We start from the raw sequence: 18,643 nt of genomic DNA, 5'->3' as shown, positions 1-18,643 counted from the left end.
CGTGCCAACCACACGCCTCAGCACCGAACCCACCGCCGTCCTCGTCCTCGAGGACGGGCGACGATTCTCGGGTCAGGCCTACGGCGCACGCGGCCGCACGCTCGGTGAGATCGTCTTCGCGACCGGCATGACCGGCTACCAGGAGACGCTGACCGACCCGTCCTACGCCGGTCAGATCGTCGTGCAGACCGCCCCGCACATCGGCAACACCGGGATGAACGACGAGGACGAGGAGTCGCGCCGCATCTGGGTCGCCGGCTACGTCGTCCGCGACCCCTCCCGCGTGGTCTCGAACTTCCGCTCGCAGCGCTCGCTCGACGACGACCTGGAGAAGGACGGCATCGTCGGCATCTCCGGCGTCGACACCCGCGCGATCACGCGGCACATCCGCTCGCTCGGCTCGATGCGCTCCGGCGTGTTCTCCGGCGAGGACCTCGCCCTCCCCGAGGAGGAGCAGCTCGCGCTGGTGCTCGGCGGCGCGCAGATGGCGGGGCTGAACCTCTCCTCCTCCGTCTCGACCGAGGAGCGCTACACCGTGCCCGCGCAGGGCGAGCGCGTGGGCTCGGTCGCCGTGATCGACCTGGGCGTCAAGACCTCGACGGTCCACTACCTCTCCGAGCGCGGCTTCGACGTGCACGTGTTGCCCGAGTCGACGACCGCGGAGCAGGTGCTCGCCCTCGACCCCTCCGCGCTGTTCTTCTCCAACGGTCCAGGCGACCCGGAGGCCTCCGATCGCCACGTCGACCTGCTGCGCACCACGCTCCGCGCCGACCTGCCGTTCTTCGGCATCTGCTTCGGCAACCAGCTGCTCGGCCGCGCGCTCGGCTTCGGCACCTACAAGCTGCCGTTCGGCCACCGCGGGATCAACCAGCCGGTGCTCGACAAGCTGACCGGCCGGGTCGAGATCACCTCGCAGAACCACGGCTTCGCGGTGGACGCCCCGATCGACGGCGAGCTCGACTCGCCCGAGGGCTTCGGCCGGGTCGAGGTCAGCCACTACAGCCTCAACGACTCGGTCGTCGAGGGGCTGCGCTGCCTCGACATCCCCGCGTTCTCGGTCCAGTACCACCCGGAGGCGGCGGCCGGCCCGCACGACTCCAACCACCTCTTCGACCGCTTCCGCGCCATGGTCGTGCAGCGCACGGCCGAGCAGGGCGGCGACGAGCCCGCCCGCGCGGACTCCACCGACACCACCACCGCCTCGACCACCGGAGAGCAGAAGTAATGCCCCGCAGGGAAGACATCAGAAGCGTCCTCGTCATCGGCTCCGGCCCCATCGTGATCGGCCAGGCGGTCGAGTTCGACTACTCGGGCACCCAGGCCTGCCGCGTGCTGCGCGAGGAGGGCGTCCGCGTCATCCTCGTCAACTCGAACCCGGCGACCATCATGACGGACCCGGACTTCGCCGACGCGACCTACGTCGAGCCGATCACCCCGAAGGCGATCGAGGCGATCATCGCCAAGGAGCGCCCCGATGCGATCCTGCCGACCCTCGGCGGCCAGACCGCGCTCAACGCCGCGATCCAGCTTCACGACCTCGGGATCCTGGAGAAGTACGACGTCGAGCTGATCGGCGCGAGCTTCGAGGCGATCAACCGCGGCGAGGACCGCCAGATCTTCAAGCAGCTCGTGCTCGACGCGGGCGCCGACGTCGCCAAGTCGTACATCGCGCACACCGTCGAGGAGGCGATCGGCTTCGCCGAGGACCTCGGCTACCCGCTGGTCATCCGCCCGTCCTTCACCATGGGCGGCCTCGGCTCCGGCTTCGCGCACTCCGTCGACGAGCTCGTGCGGATGGTCGGCGACGGCCTGCACCAGAGCCCGACCACCGAGGTGCTCCTCGAGGAGTCGATCCTCGGCTGGAAGGAGTACGAGCTCGAGCTGATGCGCGACACGGCCGACAACACGGTCGTCGTCTGCTCGATCGAGAACGTCGACCCGGTCGGCGTGCACACCGGCGACTCGATCACGGTCGCCCCGGCGCTGACCCTGACCGACCGCGAGTACCAGAAGCTGCGCGACATCGGCATCCGGATCATCCGCGACGTGGGCGTGGACACCGGCGGCTGCAACATCCAGTTCGCGATCGACCCCGCCGACGGCCGGATCATCGTGATCGAGATGAACCCCCGCGTCTCGCGCTCCTCGGCGCTCGCGTCGAAGGCGACCGGCTTCCCGATCGCCAAGATCGCCGCGAAGCTCGCGATCGGCTACCGCCTCGATGAGATCCCGAACGACATCACCAAGGTGACGCCGGCCAGCTTCGAGCCGACCCTCGACTACGTCGTGGTCAAGGTGCCGCGCTTCGCCTTCGAGAAGTTCCCGGCCGCCGACAAGACGCTGACCACGACCATGAAGTCGGTCGGCGAGGCGATGGCGATCGGCCGCAACTACGCGCAGGCGCTGCAGAAGGCGCTCCGCTCGCTCGAGAAGCGCGGCTCCTCCTTCCACTGGGGCGACCAGTCGCGCTCGGTCGAGGAGCTGCTCGAGATCGCGAAGACCCCGACCGACGGCCGCATCGTCACCGTGCAGCAGGCGCTGCGCCTCGGCGCGAGCGTCGAGCAGGCCTTCGAGGCCACCAAGATCGACCCGTGGTTCCTCGACCAGATCGTGCTGATCAACGAGATCGCCGAGCTGGTGCGCGAGCACGACGGCCTCGACGCCGGCGTCCTGCGCCTGGCGAAGGACCACGGCTTCTCCGACGTGCAGATCGCGCAGCTGCGCGGTCTCGACGAGGCCGAGGTGCGCCGCACCCGCTACGACCTCGCCGTCCGCCCGGTCTACAAGACGGTCGACACCTGCGCGGGCGAGTTCCCGGCGCTCACGCCGTACCACTACTCCTCCTACGACGAGGAGACCGAGGTCGTCGCGGCCGACCGCCGCAAGGTCGTCATCCTCGGCTCCGGTCCGAACCGCATCGGCCAGGGCGTCGAGTTCGACTACTCCTGCGTGCACGCGTCCTTCGCGCTCTCGGCCGCCGGGTTCGAGACGATCATGATCAACTGCAACCCCGAGACGGTCTCGACCGACTACGACACCTCCGACCGCCTGTACTTCGAGCCGCTGACGCTCGAGGACGTGCTCGAGGTCATCCACGCGGAGTCGCAGTCCGGCGAGCTGGTCGGCGTCGTCGTGCAGCTGGGCGGCCAGACCGCGCTCGGCCTCGCCGCCGGCCTCGAGGCCGAGGGCGTGCCGATCCTCGGCACCACGCCCGCCAACATCGACCTCGCGGAGGAGCGCGGCGCGTTCTCCCGCATCCTCGACGAGGCGGGCCTGCTCGCCCCGCGCAACGGCACGGCGACGGACCTCGAGGGCGCCCTCGCGGTCGCGGTCGAGATCGGCTACCCCGTGCTCGTCCGCCCGTCGTTCGTGCTCGGCGGCCGCGGGATGGAGATCGTCTACGGCTCCCCGCAGCTCGAGGACTACTTCGCCCGGATGGCCGACGAGGGGATCATCGACGCGACGCACCCGCTGCTCGTCGACCGCTTCCTGGACGACGCGATCGAGATCGACGTCGACGCGCTCTACGACGGCGAGCAGCTCTACATCGGCGGCGTGATGGAGCACATCGAGGAGGCCGGCATCCACTCCGGCGACTCGGCCTGCACCCTGCCGCCGGTCACCCTGGGCCGTCAGCAGATCGACAAGGTCCGCGAGGCGACCCTCGCCATCGCCGAGGGCGTCGGCGTCCGCGGCCTGCTCAACGTGCAGTTCGCCATCGGCCAGGGCGTGCTCTACGTCCTGGAGGCGAACCCGCGCGCCTCGCGCACCGTGCCGTTCGTCTCGAAGGCGCTCGGCATCCCGCTCGCGAAGGCCGCCTCGCGCCTGATGGTCGGCGAGACGATCGCCGAGCTCAAGGCCGAGGGCCTGCTGCCCGAGCGCGACGGCTCCGACGTGCCGATGGACTCGCCGATCGCGGTGAAGGAGGCGGTGCTGCCGTTCAAGCGCTTCCGCACCAAGGAGGGGAAGATCGTCGACTCGCTGCTCGGCCCCGAGATGCGCTCGACCGGCGAGGTCATGGGCATCGACCGCGACTTCCCCCGCGCCTTCGCGAAGAGCCAGGAGGCGGCCTACGGCGGCATGCCCGCGAGCGGCACCGTCTTCATCTCGGTCGCCGATCGCGACAAGCGCTCGATCGTGCTGCCGGCCCTGCGCCTGCGCCAGCTCGGCTTCGAGATCCTCGCCACCGAGGGCACCGCGGAGGTGCTCAACCGCAACGGCATCCAGGCCCGGGTCGTGCGCAAGTACAGCGAGGAGGCCGTCGACGACGCGCCGTCGATCGTCGAGCTCGTCAACCGCGACCAGGTCGACGTGGTGATCAACACGCCGAGCGGCGGCGCCTCCCGCGCCGACGGCTACGAGATCCGCGCCGCCGCGGTCGCCGCGGACAAGCCGCTGTTCACCACCATCGCCCAGCTCGCCGCGGCCGTCGCCTCGCTCGACGCCGGAGCGGAGCCGTTCGAGGTGACCAGCCTGCAGGACTACGCGATCCGCCGGGCGGAGCGCACGGCGTGACGGACGCCGCCGCACAGCCGGGCGCCGGATCCTTCGGCGCCCGGCTCGAGGCCGCGTTCGACGCGTTCGGCCAGCTCTGCGTCGGGATCGATCCGCACGCGTTCCTGCTCGACGCCTGGGGTCTGGACGACAGCGCGGCGGGCCTGGAGACCTTCGGCCGGCGCGTCGTCGAGGCGTCGGCCGGCCGGGTCGGCCTGGTCAAGCCGCAGGTCGCGTTCTTCGAGCGGCACGGCTCGGCGGGCTACGCGGCGCTCGAGCGCGTCCTCTCCGACGCGCGCGCCGCGGGCCTGCTGGTCATCGCGGACGCGAAGCGCGGCGACATCGGCACGAGCGTCACGGCCTACGCCGAGGCGTGGCTGCGCCCCGGCTCGCCGCTCGAGGCCGACGCGATGACGGCCGCCGCCTACCAGGGCGTCGGCTCGCTCGAGGGCATGCTCGCGCTGGCCGAGGAGGCGGGCAAGGGCGTCTTCGTCCTCGCCGCGACCTCCAACGCCGAGGCGCGGCCGGTGCAGCGCGCGCTGCTGCAGGACGGCCCCGCCGCGGGCTCGACGGTGGCACACGCGGTGCTGGCCGACGTGGCATCCTGGAACGCGGGACACGCGCGCTCGTCGATCGGCTCGGTCGGCGTCGTGCTCGGGGCCACGGTCGCACTCGGCGACTACGGCATCGGCACGGGCACTCCGCTCCGCCCCGCACTGCCGGTGCTGGCGCCCGGCTTCGGCCACCAGGGCGCCGACACCGCGGACGCGTCGAGGCTGTTCGGAGCGCTGGCCGCCTCGACGATCGTGAGCGAATCGCGCAGTGTCCTCGGCGCCGGCCCGGACGGGATCGCCGCCGAGATCGACCGCCGAGCCGCACACCTCCAGGAGACCCTTGTCCGCTGAAGCCGTCAGCCCGATCGATCCCGCCGCCGACGCCCCCGACGGCACCTCCGCCGCGCGCCGCCCCGCGCCGCCCGCGGTGGACCGCCGCGCCGCCTCGGAGGCCGCGATCGCCGCCCGCCGCGCCCGCGCCCAGGTGAAGAAGGCCGTCGCCGCCGGCGATCGCCCCGCCACCGCCGTGCTCGCGGCCGCGCAGGAGGCTCCGACCGGCGTCGAGGGACGGATGCGCGTCAGCGAGCTGCTGCGCGCGGTGCCCGCCCTCGGCGTGGTCAAGACGCCCCGGGTGATGGAGCAGCTCGGCATCGCGCCGTCCAAGCGCCTCGGCGGTCTCGGCCGCCGCCAGGTCGAGGGCCTCGGCGCGTTCCTGGAGGAGCGCGAGTCGCGTCAGCGCCGCGGTGAGCGCAACCGGCTCGTCGTGCTGGCCGGCCCGACCGCGGTCGGCAAGGGCACCGTCTCCAGCTACATCCGCGAGAACTACCCCGAGGTGCTGCTCTCGGTCTCGGCGACCACCCGCGCCCCGCGCCCCGGCGAGGTCGAGGGCGTCAGCTACTACTTCGTCGACGACGCCGAGTTCGACCGCATGGTCGAGGCGGGGGAGTTCCTCGAGTACGCGACGGTGCACAACGCCTACCGCTACGGCACGCCGCGCGGCCCGATCGACGCCGCCCTCGCCGCCGGCCGCCAGGTCATGCTCGAGATCGACATCCAGGGCGCGCGGCAGGTCCGCGAGCGGATGAGCGACGCCCGGCTGGTCTTCCTGCTGCCGCCGAGCTGGGACGAGCTGGTCCGCCGCCTGGTCGGCCGCGGCACCGAGAGCGCGGAGGAGCAGGAGCGCCGGCTCGCGACCGCGAAGGTCGAGCTGGCCGCGCAGGACGAGTTCGATTTCGCCGTCGTGAACAGCACCGTGCCCGAAGCGGCCCGCGAGGTCGTAGAATTGATGTCGCCTCGTGCCGACAGCACGCCCGCCGATCCGGGCCGCTGAGACCGAGACCACCGACCACCTCCGGGCCGACGCCCCGATCGCCCTCCCCGGTGATCGCGCGCCGTGCCGCTCCGGAGCCGCAGATCGGCGCTTCGCGCCACGCTAGGAGACACCATGGCCAACAACCTCGGCATCATCGACCCGCCCATCGACGAGCTGCTCTCGAAGGTCGACTCGAAGTACGCGCTCGTCATCTTCGCCTCCAAGCGCGCGCGCCAGATCAACGACTACTACGCCGACCTGCACGAGGGCAGCCTGTTCGACAACGTCGGCCCGCTGGTCGACTCGACCATCGACGACAAGCCGCTCTCCGTCGCCCTGCACGAGATCAACGAGGACAAGCTCGTCGCCCGTCCCGTCGCCGAGCCCCTCGACGAGTAGTCCCCGCCGGGGGCGCTCCGCGACATGCGGTCATCGAGACGGGCCGCACGGCTGAACGTCGTCGTCGGGATCACCGGCGGCATCGCCGCCTACAAGGCGGTCGGTGTCGTCCGCGCACTGGTCCTCGAGGGCCACGACGTCCACGTCGTGGCCACCGAGGCCGCGCTGCGCTTCGTCGGCAAGCCCACGCTCGAGGCCATCTCGCGGAACACGGTGCACACCGAGCTCTACGAGGGCGTCGCCGAGGTGCGGCACGTCGCGATCGGCCAGGCGGCCGACCTCATCGTGATCGCCCCCGCGACGGCGCACACCCTGGCCAAGCTGGCCACCGGCCTCGCCGACGACCTGCTCGGAAACACCGTGCTCGCGAGCACTGCTCCGGTCGTGGTCGCTCCGGCGATGCACACCGAGATGTGGGCGAACGCCGCCACCGTCGCCAACATCGCGACGCTCCGCTCCCGCGGCGTCCACGTCGTCGGCCCCGCCGTCGGTCAGCTGACCGGTGCCGACTCGGGGGCCGGCCGGATGGAGGAGCCCGCGACGATCGTCGCCGAGGCCCTCGCCGTCCACGCGCGTGCCACCGCCGCCCGACGCGACCTCGAGGGCCTGCGCGTCCTCGTCACCGCCGGCGGCACCCGCGAGCCGCTGGACCCGGTCCGCTTCGTCGGCAACCGCTCCAGCGGCCGGCAGGGCGTCGCGCTCGCGGTCGCCGCGGCCGCGCGCGGAGCGAGGGTCACCCTCCTCGCCGCGAACCTCGACATCGAGGCGCCCGGCGGCGTCGAAGTGGTCCCCGTCGGGACAGCGCTCGAGCTGCGCGAGGCGGCGTTGGTCGCCGCCCGCGACGCCGACATCGTCATCATGGCCGCGGCCGTCGCCGACTACCGTCCGGCCGACGTCTCCGAGGCGAAGATCAAGAAGGAGCAGCAGGGCGACCGCCTCGTCCTCGAGCTCGTGAAGAACCCGGACGTCCTCGCCGAGATCTCCGCCGCCAAGACCGACGGGCAGGTGATCGTCGGCTTCGCCGCCGAGACCGAGCCCGACCGTGACGCGATGCTCGCGCTCGGCCGCGCCAAGATCGCCCGCAAGGGCTGCGATCTGCTCGTCCTCAACAGGGTCGGCTGGGCCGAGGGCTTCCAGAGCGACAGCAACACCGTCGTGGTCCTCGATCGGGCCGGAGATATAGTGATCGAGGCTTCCGGCAGCAAGGCGTCGGTCGCCGATCGCGTCCTCGACGTGGTCGCGCGCTAGGGCGCCTCCCTGGCCCGGTCCGCCCCCGGTGAGAGGGCGAGCCCGGTGCGGGACTGCACCGGATCGAGACAGCTCCGGCTGCCGCGCCCTACGGAATGAGACGCTCGACATGACCTCCGGCCCCCTCCGCCTGTTCACCTCCGAGTCCGTGACCGAGGGTCACCCCGACAAGATCTGCGACCAGATCTCGGACCGCATCCTCGACGCGCTCCTGCGCGAGGACCCGCGCAGCCGGGTCGCCGTGGAGACGCTCGTCACCACGGGCCTCGTGCACGTCGCCGGCGAGGTCTCGACCTCGGGCTACGTCGAGATCCCCGCGATCGTGCGCGACACCATCGTCGAGATCGGCTACGACTCCTCGCTCAAGGGCTTCGACGGCCGCTCCTGCGGCGTGTCCGTCTCGATCGGTCAGCAGTCGCCCGAGATCGCCGCGGGCGTCGACACGGCCCTCGAGGTGCGCGGCGACGCGACCGACGACGACGCCTTCGACCGCCAGGGCGCCGGCGACCAGGGCCTGATGTTCGGCTTCGCCACCGACGAGACCCCCGAGTACATGCCGCTGCCCAGCTGGCTCTCGCACCGCCTGGCGGAGCGCCTGGCCGAGGTCCGCAAGACCGGCGAGCTGGACTACCTCCGGCCCGACGGCAAGACGCAGGTCACCATCGGCTACGACGGCACGACGCCGGCCACGATCGACACGGTCGTCCTCTCCACCCAGCACGCCGAGCACGTCAGCACCGCCACGATCCACGCGGACATCGAGGAGCACGTGATCCGACCCGTCCTCGAGCGCGTCGACCTCGACTCCTCCGCCGTGCGCCTGCTGATCAACCCCTCCGGCCGCTTCGAGATCGGCGGCCCGCAGGGCGACGCCGGGCTCACCGGCCGCAAGATCATCGTCGACACCTACGGCGGGGCCGCGCGCCACGGCGGCGGTGCCTTCTCGGGCAAGGACCCGTCGAAGGTCGACCGCTCGGCCGCCTACGCCATGCGCTGGGTGGCGAAGAACGCGGTCGCCGCGGGGCTCGCCCGCCGGATGGAGGTGCAGGTCGCCTACGCGATCGGCAAGGCCGCGCCGGTCGGCCTCTACGTCGAGACCTTCGGCACCGGCACGCTGCCCGACGAGCAGATCACCGAGGCGATCCGCTCCGTCTTCGACCTCCGTCCCGCCGCGATCATCCACGCGCTCGACCTGCTGCGTCCGATCTACTCGCAGACCTCGGTCTACGGGCACTTCGGCCGCGAGCTGCCCGACTTCACCTGGGAGCGCCTCGACCGCGTCGACGACCTCCGCTCCGCCGCGGGTCTCTCGTAGGCGCCGCCGCGGCGGGGGAGGCGGTGACCGGTCCGGAGGGGCGCGTCGCGCGCGTGCTCCTCGACTCGCCGCTCCCGCAGCTGGACCGGCTGCTCGACTACGCGATCCCCGAGGCGCTGCGCGAGGGTGTGCGCCCGGGCGTCCGGGTACGGGTGCCGCTGCGCACCGGCGGGCGGATCGCCGACGCGTTCGTCGTCGAGGTCGGCCAGGGCTCCGAGCACGCGGGGGCGCTGAGCGAGCTCGAGGAGCTCGTCTCGCCGCTCGTCGTGCTGACTCCCGAGGTCTGGGCTCTCGCCCGGCGCGTCGCTGACCGCGCCGCCGGGGGAGCGAGCGACGTGCTGCGCCTCGCCGTGCCGCGGCGCCACGTCCGTGTCGAGCGGGCGCACCTCGCGGCCCTCGCAGAGGCAGGAGCCGACGCCGCGCCGGTCGAGCCGATCGAGGCGGGCGTCGTCTCCGGCGCTGTGACCGGCTATCCGCCCGAGACGTTCGACGGCGTCCTCGACGGCGGCCGCCTCGCGGTGAACGCCGTGCCCGCGCCCGTGCAGCTCGCCTCAGGCGCCTGGGTCGGCGGCTGGGCGGTGACGCTCGCCGAGCTCGCCCGCACCGCGCTCGACGCCGGCCGCGACGCGATCCTCGCGGTGCCCGACTACCGCGACCAGGAGCAGCTCGAGCAGGCCCTCGCCGAGCACGTGCCCGAGGACGCGGTGGTCCGCCTCGACGCGCGGCAGAAGGGCGCGGGCCGGTACGCCGCGTTCCTGCGCTGCCTCACTCCCGGCCCGCGGGTGATCGTCGGCAACCGCTCGGTGCTCTACGCGCCGTCCTCGGCGCTCGGTCTGATCGCGCTCTGGGACGACGGCGATCCGCTCTTCGCCGAGCCGCTCGCGCCCTACGCGCACGCCCGCGACGTCGCACTCGTCCGGCAGGAGCAGAGCGGTGCCGGGCTGGTCCTGCTCGGCAACACCCGCACGGTCGAGGTGGAGCGGCTGGTCGGCCTCGGCTTCGCCGCTCCGGTGCAGCCCCGCCCGTCGCGGCGCCCGCACGTCGTGCCCACCGCGCAGCAGACGGCCGCCGACGAGCACGACCAGGCCGCGCGCATCCCCTCGACCGCCTGGCGGCAGGCCAGGATCGCGCTCGACGCCGGTCCCGTGCTCGTCCAGGTCGCCCGCCCGGGCTACGCACCGGTGGTCGCCTGCGCGCGCTGCCGCACCGTGGCGCGCTGCAACCGCTGCCAGGGTCCGCTCGCCGTGCACGCGGCCGGCGCGCGGCCGAGCTGCGGCTGGTGCGGACTGATCGCCGCCGACTGGCACTGCTCCGTCTGCGAGGCGACGGCGCTGCGCCTGGTGAGCCTGGGCGCCGGCCGCACCGCGGAGGAGCTCGGCCGCGCGTTCCCGGGTGTCAAGGTCGTCGTCGCCGACGGCGCGCACCCCATCCTCACCGTGCCCGGGACACCGGCGCTCGTCGTCGCCACCCGCGGCGGCGAGCCCCGGGCCGACGGCGGCTACCACGCCGTGCTGCTGCTCGACGGCGAGCGGATGCTCGCGCGGGAGAGCCTGCGCGTCGCCGACGACGCCCTGCGCACCTGGTCGAACGCGGCCGCGCTGGCCCGCCCCGGCGCTCCCGTGCTGCTGGTCGGCGTCGCCGGGCGCCTCGCGACGGCCCTCGCGACCTGGCGCCAGGACGAGTACCTCCGCGCCGAGCTGATCGAGCGGCGCGAGCTGCGCTTCCCGCCGGCCGTCCGGCTCGCGACCGTCAGCGGCGACGCGCACGCGGTGACGGAGGCGCTCGACGCGCTCGACGAGGCGGACCGGCACGAGGTGCTCGGCCCGGTCGGGCTCGAGGACGGCTCCGTCCGGGCGATCGTGCGCTTCGACTACGCTCGCGGGGCGGAGGTCGCCGCCCGCCTCCGGTCCGCCGTGATCCGCAACGCGACCCGCCGCCGCCGGCCGCCCACCACGCCGGGCCGCTTCCGGCCGGCGCCCAAGCTGCGCGTCCGGCTCGACGACCCCGACATCCTCTAGACCCGTCCCTCCCGGACCCGTTCTCCGCTCGACCCCCACGCTCAGGAGCTCCTCGTGCGCCTCGTCTTCGCCGGCACGCCGGCTGCCGCCGTCCCCACCCTGCGCGCCCTCGCGGCCTCCGAGCACGAGATCGTCGGGGTGGTCACCCGGGCGGACGCGCCCGTGGGTCGCAAGCGCGTGCTCACGCCCTCGCCGATCGCCGCGGTCGCCGAGGAGCTCGGCCTGCCGGTGCTCACGGCGAACCGCCTCGACGAGGAGGTCACCGACCGGATCGCCGCCCTCGAGCCGGACCTCGGCGTGATCGTGGCCTACGGCGGCCTGGTCCGCGAGCGGCTGCTGGCGGTGCCGCGCCTCGGCTGGATCAACCTGCACTTCTCGCTGCTGCCGCGCTGGCGCGGGGCGGCACCGGTCCAGCGCGCGCTGATGGCGGGGGAGCAGCGGATCGGCGCGGCGGTCTTCCAGCTGGTGGCCGAGCTCGACGCGGGCGACGTCTTCGCCGTGATCCAGGAGGAGGTCGCCGGGCGCTCGGCCGGCGAGCTGCTCGAGGTGCTCGCGGAGCGGGGCGCCGGGCTGACCGGCGAGGTCGTCGACGGGCTCGCCGCCGGCACCGCGGTCGCCGTGCCGCAGTCGGGCGAGGTGACCCTCGCGCCCAAGCTCGACGTGACCGACGGCCGGATCGACTGGACCCTGCCGACCGCGGGGATCCTCGCGCTGGTCCGCGGGGTGACTCCTGAACCCGGCGCGTCGACGACGGTCGGCGACGCGCGGCTCAAGGTGCTCGCCGTCGACGAGGCGCGCACGGACGCTCTCCTCGCGCCCGGCGCCGTGCTCCTCGATGCCGGCAGGGCCCTGGTCGGCACGGGCGACGGCGCGGTCGAACTCGTCTCGGTGCAGCCCGCCGGCAAGACCGCGATGCCCGGCGCCGCCTGGGCCCGGGGCCTCCGCGAGAGCACGGTGCTCGCGTGAGCGCCCGGACCGCGGTCGCTCCGGCGCGGCAGGTCGCCTACGACGTCCTGCTCGCGGTCAGCGGCGGAGACGCCTACGCCAACCTCGTGCTGCCCGCCCGGATCCGCGCCGCCGAGCTGTCGCCGGCCGACGCGGGTCTGGCCACCGAGCTCTGCTACGGCACGCTCCGCCTCTCCGGCTACTACGACCGGGTGATCGCCCTCGCCGCCGGCCGCGCCGTCGAGACCATCGACGCCCCGGTGCTCGACGCGCTCCGGCTCGGCGTGCACCAGCTGCTCGGCACCCGCGTCGCCGCGCACGCCGCCGTGAACGAGAGCGTCGCGCTCGTCGCGGGCGGCTCCTCCCGCGGCGCCGTCGCCTTCGCGAACGCAGTGCTGCGCTCGGTGACCCGCTCGAGCGACGAGGAGTGGCAGCAGCGCGTCGCCGACGCCGCGACCTCGGGCGACGACCGGCTCGCCGCGGCGACCTCGCATCCCGTCTGGATCGTCAAGGCCCTGCGCCGCGCCCTCGCCGCGGAGGGCGCCGCCGACGAGCTCGAGGCGCTGCTCGCCGCCGACAACGCGGCGCCGCGGGTGAACCTCGTCGCCCTGCCCGGTCTCGCGGAGGCCGCCGAGCTGCCCGACGCGGAGCCCGACCGCTACTCGCCGGTCGGCCTCGTCAGCACCGGAGGCGACCCCGAGGCGATCGCGCCCGTGCACGAGGGCCGGGTGCGCGTCCAGGACGAGGGCTCGCAGCTGGCCGCGCTCGCGCTCTCCCGCGCGGAGCCGGTCCGCGAGGGCGAGCGCTGGCTCGACCTCTGCGCCGGCCCCGGCGGCAAGGCGGCGCTGCTGGCCGCCGAGGCACGCGCGGGCGGCGCGACGCTGCTGGCCAACGAGGTCGTGCCCGCGCGGGCTGGACTGGTCCGCCAGGCCCTCGCCGCCGTAGACCCGACGGTCGAGGTCCGCACCGGTGACGGCCGCACCCTCGGCGAGGAGCAGCCCGGTGCCTTCGACCGCATCCTGCTCGACGCCCCGTGCACCGGACTCGGTGCCCTCCGCCGCCGTCCGGAGGCGCGCTGGCGCAAGACCGCCGACGACGTCGCCCCGCTCGCGGCCCTCCAGGGCGAGCTGCTCGACTCCGCCCTCGCCGCGCTCGCGCCCGGCGGCCTGCTCGCCTACGTCACCTGCTCGCCGCACCTCGGCGAGACCAAGCGCGTGCTCGCCCTCGCCGCGGAGCGCCACCCCGGCGGCTTCGAGCTCGTCGACACCCCGGCGGTCCTCCGCGGCATCACCCGCGCGCCGCTGCCGCTCGCCGAGAGCGCGCTGCACGCGCAGCTCTGGCCGCACCGGCACGGGACCGACGCGATGTTCATCCAGCTGCTGCGCCGCAGCCCGGCCTGACGGCCCGGCCGCCCGGCCGCCCGGCCGCCCGGCCGCCCGGCCTAGGCTGGGGAGCATGCCCGCACGGATCAACCCCAGCATCCTGTCCGCCGACTTCGTGAACTTCGAGGCCGAGCTGCAGCGGATCGCCGGGGCCGATCTCGTGCACGTCGACGTGATGGACAACCACTTCGTGCCGAACCTCACCTTCGGCCTGCCGATGGTGCAGCGCCTGCAGGAGGTCTCGCCGCGCCCGCTCGACGTGCACCTGATGATCGACGACCCCGACCGCTGGGCGCCGGGCTACGCCGAGACGGGCGCCTACTCGGTCACCTTCCACGCCGAGGCCGCGAGCGACGCCGTCGCGCTGGCGCGCCGCCTCCGCGAGATCGGCGCGCGCGCCGGCATCGCGCTGAAGCCCGGCACCCCCGTCGACGCCTACCTCGACCTGCTGCCCGAGTTCGACCAGGTGCTCGTGATGACCGTCGAGCCCGGCTTCGGCGGCCAGTCGTTCATGGCGGAGACGATGCCGAAGCTGCACGCGCTGCGCGAGGTCGTCGACCGCACCGGCCTCGACGTCTGGCTCCAGGTCGACGGCGGCATCGCCCCCGGCACGATCGAGATCGCCGCCGAGGCGGGCGCCGACACCTTCGTCGCCGGCTCCGCCGTCTTCGGCGCCGACGACCCGGAGGCGGCCATCGCCGCCCTCCGCGACACCGCGTCCTCCCTCCTGCACCGCCACTGACCCGGCCGCCCTCGCCGGTCCGCCGCCGCGTATAGACTTCCCCGGTGAAAACTTTCGACGACCTCTTCGCTGAGCTGGGCGAGAAGGCCGCCGCGCGTCCCGAGGGTTCGGGCACGGTCCGCGAGCTCGACGCCGGTGTGCACTTCATCGGCAAGAAGATCGTCGAGGAGGCCGCCGAGGTGTGGATGGCCGCCGAGTACGAGGGCGACGAGCGCACGGCCGAGGAGATCTCGCAGCTGCTCTACCACCTGCAGGTGCTGATGCTCGCGAAGGGCCTGACGACGGCCGACGTCTACCGACATCTGTGAGCGTCCCCCCGATCGCCGGAGTGCGCCGCCGCCACGTCGCCGCGCGCTCCCACGCTCTCCGAGGCGCCGTCGCGCCTCCGCTCACCGAATCACCCTCGACCTCCAGAGGACGTCCCGTCGTGACCACGACCACCCCCACCACTCCTGAGACCACCGGCACCACCGCCGCGCCCGCGCTCCTGCGCGTCGCCGTCCCGAACAAGGGCTCGCTCTCCGAGACCGCCGGCCAGATGCTGGCCGAGGCCGGCTACACCGGCCGCCGCGATGCCAAGGAGCTGCACGTCGTCGACGAGCGCAACGGCGTCGAGTTCTTCTACCTCCGCCCGCGCGACATCGCCACCTACGTCGGCTCCGGCGCGCTCGACGTCGGCGTCACCGGCCGCGACCTCCTGATCGACTCCGGCTCCGAGGCGCGCGAGATCGCCAGCCTCGGCTTCGCCGACTCGACCTTCCGCTTCGCCGGACCGGCCGGCCGCTACACCGAGCTGCAGCAGATCGACGGCCTCCGCGTCGCGACCAGCTACCCGGGCCTCGTGGGCCGCTTCCTCCGCGAGCACGGCGTCGAGGTCACCCTCATCCGCCTGGACGGCGCGGTCGAGTCGGCCATCCAGCTCGGCGTCGCCGACGTGATCGCGGACGTCGTCGAGACCGGCACGACCCTCCGCAAGGCGGGCCTGGAGATCTTCGGCCCCGTCATCCTGGAGTCGACCGCCGTCCTCGTCTCCGGCGCGGGCGAGCCCGAGGGCATCCCGGTCCTGCTGCGCCGCCTGCAGGGCGTCCTCGTGGCCCGCGAGTACGTGCTGCTCGACTACGACTGCCCCGTCGCGCTGCTCGAGACCGCCACCGCGCTCGCGCCCGGCTTCGAGTCGCCCACCGTCTCGCCGCTGCACGACCCCGAGTGGGTCGCCGTGCGGGTCATGGTGCCGCGCGCCGACATGAACCAGGTGATGGACCGGCTCTACGACCTCGGCGCCCGCGCGATCCTGGTCACCTCGATCCACGCCGCACGCCTCTAGGAGGGGGAGCGATGAGTCTCGCCGTCCGCGTCATCCCGTGCCTCGACGTGGCCGCCGGCCGCGTCGTCAAGGGCGTCAACTTCCAGAACCTGCGCGACGCCGGCGACCCCGTCGAGCTCGCCCGCCTCTACTTCGAGCAGGGCGCCGACGAGCTGACCTTCCTCGACGTCACCGCCACCGTCGACGACCGCTCCACCACCTACGACGTCGTGCGGGCCACCGCCGAGCAGGTCTTCATCCCGCTCACCGTCGGCGGGGGAGTGCGCGGCGTCGAGGACGTCTCGCGCCTGCTCGCCCACGGCGCCGACAAGGTGGGGGTCAACTCCGCCGCGATCGCGCGCCCCGCGCTGATCGGCGAGATCGCCGACGTCTTCGGCGCGCAGGTGCTGGTGCTCTCGCTCGACGTCAAGCGGAGCGACGCCACGCCCTCCGGCTTCGTCGTCACCACCCACGGCGGTCGCCGCGAGACGACGCTCGACGCCCTCGCCTGGGCGGCGGAGGCCGTCGAGCGCGGGGCCGGCGAGCTGCTGGTCAACTCCATCGACGCCGACGGCACCAAGCAGGGCTTCGACCTGCCGCTGATCAGCGCGATGCGCGAGCTCAGCACCGTTCCGGTGATCGCCTCGGGCGGCGCCGGTGCGGTCGAGCACTTCGCCCCCGCCATCGAGGCGGGCGCCGACGCGGTGCTCGCCGCCTCCGTCTTCCACAATCGCGAGCTGACGATCGGCGACGTGAAGCGCGCCCTCGACGACTCCGGGATCGAGATCCGCCGATGAGCACCGACACGACCGCTCCGGACGACCTGACCGCGGTCCTCGACCGCGCCGCCTTCGACGCGAGCGGCCTCCTGCCCGCCGTGATCCAGCAGCACGACACCCGCGAGGTGCTGATGCTGGGCTGGATGGACCGGGAGGCGCTGCGCCGCACGCTGACCGAGGGCCGGGTCACCTTCTGGTCGCGCTCGCGCCAGGAGTACTGGCGGAAGGGCGACACCTCCGGTCACGCCCAGTACGTCCGCGGAGCCGCGCTCGACTGCGACGCCGACACGCTGCTCGTGCAGGTCGAGCAGATCGGAGCCGCCTGCCACACCGGCGAGCACTCCTGCTTCGACGTCGATCCGCTCGCCCCGGTGACGGACCTCGGGCCGCAGGCGTGAGCGGCCGGCGCCTCAAGTACTCCGCGATCCTCGGGATCGTGCTGCTCGCCGCGCTCGAGCTCACCGCCTCCACCCAGCCCTGGGCGACCCTCGTGCTCACCCCGGGCGTCGGCGACGGCCGGGCGCTCTCCGTCGTCGGCACCGTCGCCGCGCCGGCCCTGTCGGCCCTGGCCCTCGCCGGGCTCGCTCTCGCGGCCGCCCTCGCCATCGCCGGGCCGGCCTTCCGGATCGTCCTCGGGCTGCTGCAGATCGTCCTCGGCGGCTCCGTCGTCCTGGCCGCCTCGACCGCGCTCGCCGATCCCGTGCGCGCCGGCTCGTCGCTGGTCACCGACGCGACCGCGATCGCGGGCCGGGAGTCGGTCGCGGCGCTCGTCGCCTCGTCCTCCGTCACCGCCTGGCCGGTCGTCGCGCTGGTGGCCGGCGTGCTGACCGCGGTCATCGGCGTGCTCGTGCTCGTCACGGTCCGGCGCTGGCCCGGCGCGAAGAAGAAGCGCGTCTCCCGGTTCGAGCCCGCCGACGGCTACGGCCACGGCGCGACCACCGTGCGGACCGACGACGGCGACATCGATCCCGTCGTCTCCTGGGACGAGCTGTCCCGCGGCGACGACCCCACGTCCGCCCGCTGAGCAAGCCCTCCGCAGACCCCGCCCGGCGGCGGAGCCCTTCAGCCCCGAGCCGCTAGACTGCTGTGGTTCCGATGCACGTCCAGGAGGAGAGCCATGAGCACCGAGCACGACGACGACAACCACGGCCACTCGCCCGCAGCGTGGACGGCCGTCGTCATCATGCTGGTCGGCTTCACGGTCGGCACGATCGCCTTCTGGTTCGACCTGCCGCTCGTCGTCTGGCTGTCCGCCGGCGTCGTCGTGATCGGCCTCCTCGTCGGCGTGATCCTGGCCCGCCTGGGCTACGGGGTCGACGGCGCGAAGGCCAATCCGAAGGCGCGCGCGTAGAGTGCTCGGCGATCTGACCGCCGGCGCCCTGGCCGATGCGGCCCGGCGTCGCGAGACCGTCCCGCTCGAGGTCCTCGAGCGCCGCGCCGCCGAGCGCCCGCCCGCCCTCGACGCCCTCGCTGCGCTGGCCCCCGCCGAGCGCGTGCGGATCATCGCCGAGGTCAAGCGCTCCAGCCCGTCCCGCGGCGCTCTCGCCGCGATCCCCGACCCCGCGCTGCTCGCCGGCCGGTACGAGCTCGGGGGAGCGAGCGCGATCAGCGTCCTCACCGAGGAGCGCCGCTTCAAGGGCTCGCTCGCCGACCTCGAGGCCGTCCGCGCGAAGGTCTCGATCCCGGTGCTGCGCAAGGACTTCATCGCGGAGCCGTACCAGGTGCTCGAGGCGCGCGCCGCCGGGGCGGACCTCGTCCTCCTCATCGTCGCCGCGCTCGAGCAGCCCGTGCTGGCCGAGCTGCACGCCCTCGTCCTCGAGCTCGGGATGACCCCGCTGGTCGAGACGCACTCGGGCGACGAGCTCGAGCGGGCCGCCGACATCGGTGCCCGCCTGATCGGCGTCAACGCCCGCGACCTCTCCACCTTCGAGCTCGACCGCGACCTCTTCGGCCGCCTCTCCGAGCGCTTCCCCTCCGACGCGGTCAAGGTCGCGGAGTCGGCGGTCCTCTCGGCCGACGACGTCGCGCACTACCGCCGCTCCGGCGCGGACGTCGTCCTCGTCGGCGAGGCCCTCGTCACCGGTGGCGACCCCGTCGCCACCCTCGCCGGCTTCCTGGCCCACTGAGCCCCTTCCGGCGCAGAGGGCCGCGA

General features: G+C 73.7%; 18 protein-coding genes. All 18 read left to right on the top strand.

Annotation, left to right across the window (positions count from 1 at the left end):
• Nucleotide 1: 1 nt before the first annotated feature.
• The 18 genes from carA (at nucleotide 2) to trpC (ending at nucleotide 18,617) form a co-directional block, all read left to right on the top strand.
• Nucleotides 2-1,225, top strand: coding sequence for a glutamine-hydrolyzing carbamoyl-phosphate synthase small subunit (gene carA, locus GTU73_RS12200; RefSeq protein ID WP_160089844.1), 1,224 nt, complete (start codon nucleotides 2-4; stop codon nucleotides 1,223-1,225).
• Nucleotides 1,225-4,515 (top strand): carbamoyl-phosphate synthase large subunit, encoded by a 3,291-nt coding sequence (gene carB / locus GTU73_RS12195; protein WP_160089842.1) that lies wholly within the window; start codon nucleotides 1,225-1,227, stop codon nucleotides 4,513-4,515. The genes carA and carB overlap by 1 nt, the downstream gene beginning before the upstream one ends.
• Nucleotides 4,512-5,399, top strand: a complete 888-nt coding sequence (gene pyrF / locus GTU73_RS12190; protein WP_160089840.1) for an orotidine-5'-phosphate decarboxylase — start codon at nucleotides 4,512-4,514, stop codon at nucleotides 5,397-5,399. The genes carB and pyrF overlap by 4 nt, the downstream gene beginning before the upstream one ends.
• A 13-nt stretch (nucleotides 5,400-5,412) precedes the next feature.
• Nucleotides 5,413-6,378 (top strand): guanylate kinase, encoded by a 966-nt coding sequence (gene gmk, locus GTU73_RS12185; protein ID WP_160091352.1) that lies wholly within the window; start codon nucleotides 5,413-5,415, stop codon nucleotides 6,376-6,378.
• A gap of 114 nt (nucleotides 6,379-6,492) precedes the next feature.
• Nucleotides 6,493-6,759 carry a DNA-directed RNA polymerase subunit omega gene (gene rpoZ, locus GTU73_RS12180; RefSeq protein WP_123446225.1) on the top strand — a complete coding sequence of 89 codons (267 nt, stop codon included), beginning with the start codon at nucleotides 6,493-6,495 and terminating at the stop codon, nucleotides 6,757-6,759.
• A gap of 51 nt (nucleotides 6,760-6,810) precedes the next feature.
• On the top strand, nucleotides 6,811-8,007 hold the full coding sequence (gene coaBC, locus GTU73_RS12175; protein WP_160091351.1) for a bifunctional phosphopantothenoylcysteine decarboxylase/phosphopantothenate--cysteine ligase CoaBC: 1,197 nt from the start codon (nucleotides 6,811-6,813) through the stop codon (nucleotides 8,005-8,007).
• A 109-nt stretch (nucleotides 8,008-8,116) separates the two neighbouring features.
• Nucleotides 8,117-9,322 carry a methionine adenosyltransferase gene (metK, locus tag GTU73_RS12170; RefSeq protein ID WP_160089838.1) on the top strand — a complete coding sequence of 402 codons (1,206 nt, stop codon included), beginning with the start codon at nucleotides 8,117-8,119 and terminating at the stop codon, nucleotides 9,320-9,322.
• 23 nt (nucleotides 9,323-9,345) lie between these two features.
• A complete protein-coding gene (locus GTU73_RS12165) occupies nucleotides 9,346-11,340 on the top strand; it encodes a primosomal protein N' (protein ID WP_244231622.1) in 1,995 nt (664 codons plus the stop codon).
• 54 nt (nucleotides 11,341-11,394) lie between these two features.
• Complete coding sequence (gene fmt, locus GTU73_RS12160; RefSeq protein WP_160089836.1) at nucleotides 11,395-12,306, top strand: methionyl-tRNA formyltransferase; 912 nt, start codon at nucleotides 11,395-11,397, stop codon at nucleotides 12,304-12,306.
• Nucleotides 12,303-13,685, top strand: coding sequence for a transcription antitermination factor NusB (locus tag GTU73_RS12155; RefSeq protein ID WP_244231621.1), 1,383 nt, complete (start codon nucleotides 12,303-12,305; stop codon nucleotides 13,683-13,685). The genes fmt and GTU73_RS12155 overlap by 4 nt, the downstream gene beginning before the upstream one ends.
• 55 nt (nucleotides 13,686-13,740) lie before the next feature.
• Nucleotides 13,741-14,409 (top strand): ribulose-phosphate 3-epimerase, encoded by a 669-nt coding sequence (gene rpe / locus GTU73_RS12150; RefSeq protein WP_160089834.1) that lies wholly within the window; start codon nucleotides 13,741-13,743, stop codon nucleotides 14,407-14,409.
• A gap of 44 nt (nucleotides 14,410-14,453) precedes the next feature.
• A complete protein-coding gene (locus GTU73_RS12145; protein WP_055791842.1) occupies nucleotides 14,454-14,717 on the top strand; it encodes a phosphoribosyl-ATP diphosphatase in 264 nt (87 codons plus the stop codon).
• Between the two features lie 119 nt (nucleotides 14,718-14,836).
• Nucleotides 14,837-15,733: an ATP phosphoribosyltransferase gene (gene hisG / locus GTU73_RS12140; RefSeq protein WP_160089832.1), complete on the top strand. Its 897-nt coding sequence runs from the start codon at nucleotides 14,837-14,839 to the stop codon at nucleotides 15,731-15,733.
• 11 nt (nucleotides 15,734-15,744) lie between these two features.
• Nucleotides 15,745-16,509, top strand: coding sequence for an imidazole glycerol phosphate synthase subunit HisF (gene hisF / locus GTU73_RS12135; RefSeq protein WP_160089830.1), 765 nt, complete (start codon nucleotides 15,745-15,747; stop codon nucleotides 16,507-16,509).
• On the top strand, nucleotides 16,506-16,889 hold the full coding sequence (hisI, locus tag GTU73_RS12130; RefSeq protein WP_160089828.1) for a phosphoribosyl-AMP cyclohydrolase: 384 nt from the start codon (nucleotides 16,506-16,508) through the stop codon (nucleotides 16,887-16,889). The genes hisF and hisI overlap by 4 nt, the downstream gene beginning before the upstream one ends.
• Nucleotides 16,886-17,515, top strand: a complete 630-nt coding sequence (locus GTU73_RS12125) for a Trp biosynthesis-associated membrane protein (protein ID WP_123446234.1) — start codon at nucleotides 16,886-16,888, stop codon at nucleotides 17,513-17,515. Before hisI ends, GTU73_RS12125 begins: the two co-directional genes overlap by 4 nt.
• 93 nt (nucleotides 17,516-17,608) lie before the next feature.
• Nucleotides 17,609-17,842, top strand: coding sequence for a DUF6704 family protein (locus GTU73_RS12120; RefSeq protein ID WP_160089826.1), 234 nt, complete (start codon nucleotides 17,609-17,611; stop codon nucleotides 17,840-17,842).
• Between the two features lies 1 nt (nucleotide 17,843).
• Complete coding sequence (trpC, locus tag GTU73_RS12115) at nucleotides 17,844-18,617, top strand: indole-3-glycerol phosphate synthase TrpC (protein WP_160089824.1); 774 nt, start codon at nucleotides 17,844-17,846, stop codon at nucleotides 18,615-18,617.
• Nucleotides 18,618-18,643: the final 26 nt, after the last annotated feature.

The sequence above is a fragment of the Rathayibacter sp. VKM Ac-2804 genome, assembly GCF_009866655.1.
In the GTDB taxonomy this organism is placed as follows: domain Bacteria; phylum Actinomycetota; class Actinomycetes; order Actinomycetales; family Microbacteriaceae; genus Rathayibacter.
Note: the sequence above shows the minus strand (reverse complement) of the source record. Positions and strands in the feature narration are given on the sequence as shown.

What these genes read in the sequence shown, in the direction of transcription:
- carB (WP_160089842.1), top strand. Translation starts at nt 1,225, where the DNA reads ATGCCCCGCAGGGAAGACATCAGAAGCGTCCTCGTCATCGGCTCCGGC.
- rpoZ (WP_123446225.1), top strand. Translation starts at nt 6,493, where the DNA reads ATGGCCAACAACCTCGGCATCATCGACCCGCCCATCGACGAGCTGCTC.
- metK (WP_160089838.1), top strand. Translation starts at nt 8,117, where the DNA reads ATGACCTCCGGCCCCCTCCGCCTGTTCACCTCCGAGTCCGTGACCGAG.
- rpe (WP_160089834.1), top strand. Translation starts at nt 13,741, where the DNA reads ATGCCCGCACGGATCAACCCCAGCATCCTGTCCGCCGACTTCGTGAAC.
- hisF (WP_160089830.1), top strand. Translation starts at nt 15,745, where the DNA reads ATGAGTCTCGCCGTCCGCGTCATCCCGTGCCTCGACGTGGCCGCCGGC.
- hisI (WP_160089828.1), top strand. Translation starts at nt 16,506, where the DNA reads ATGAGCACCGACACGACCGCTCCGGACGACCTGACCGCGGTCCTCGAC.
- GTU73_RS12120 (WP_160089826.1), top strand. Translation starts at nt 17,609, where the DNA reads ATGAGCACCGAGCACGACGACGACAACCACGGCCACTCGCCCGCAGCG.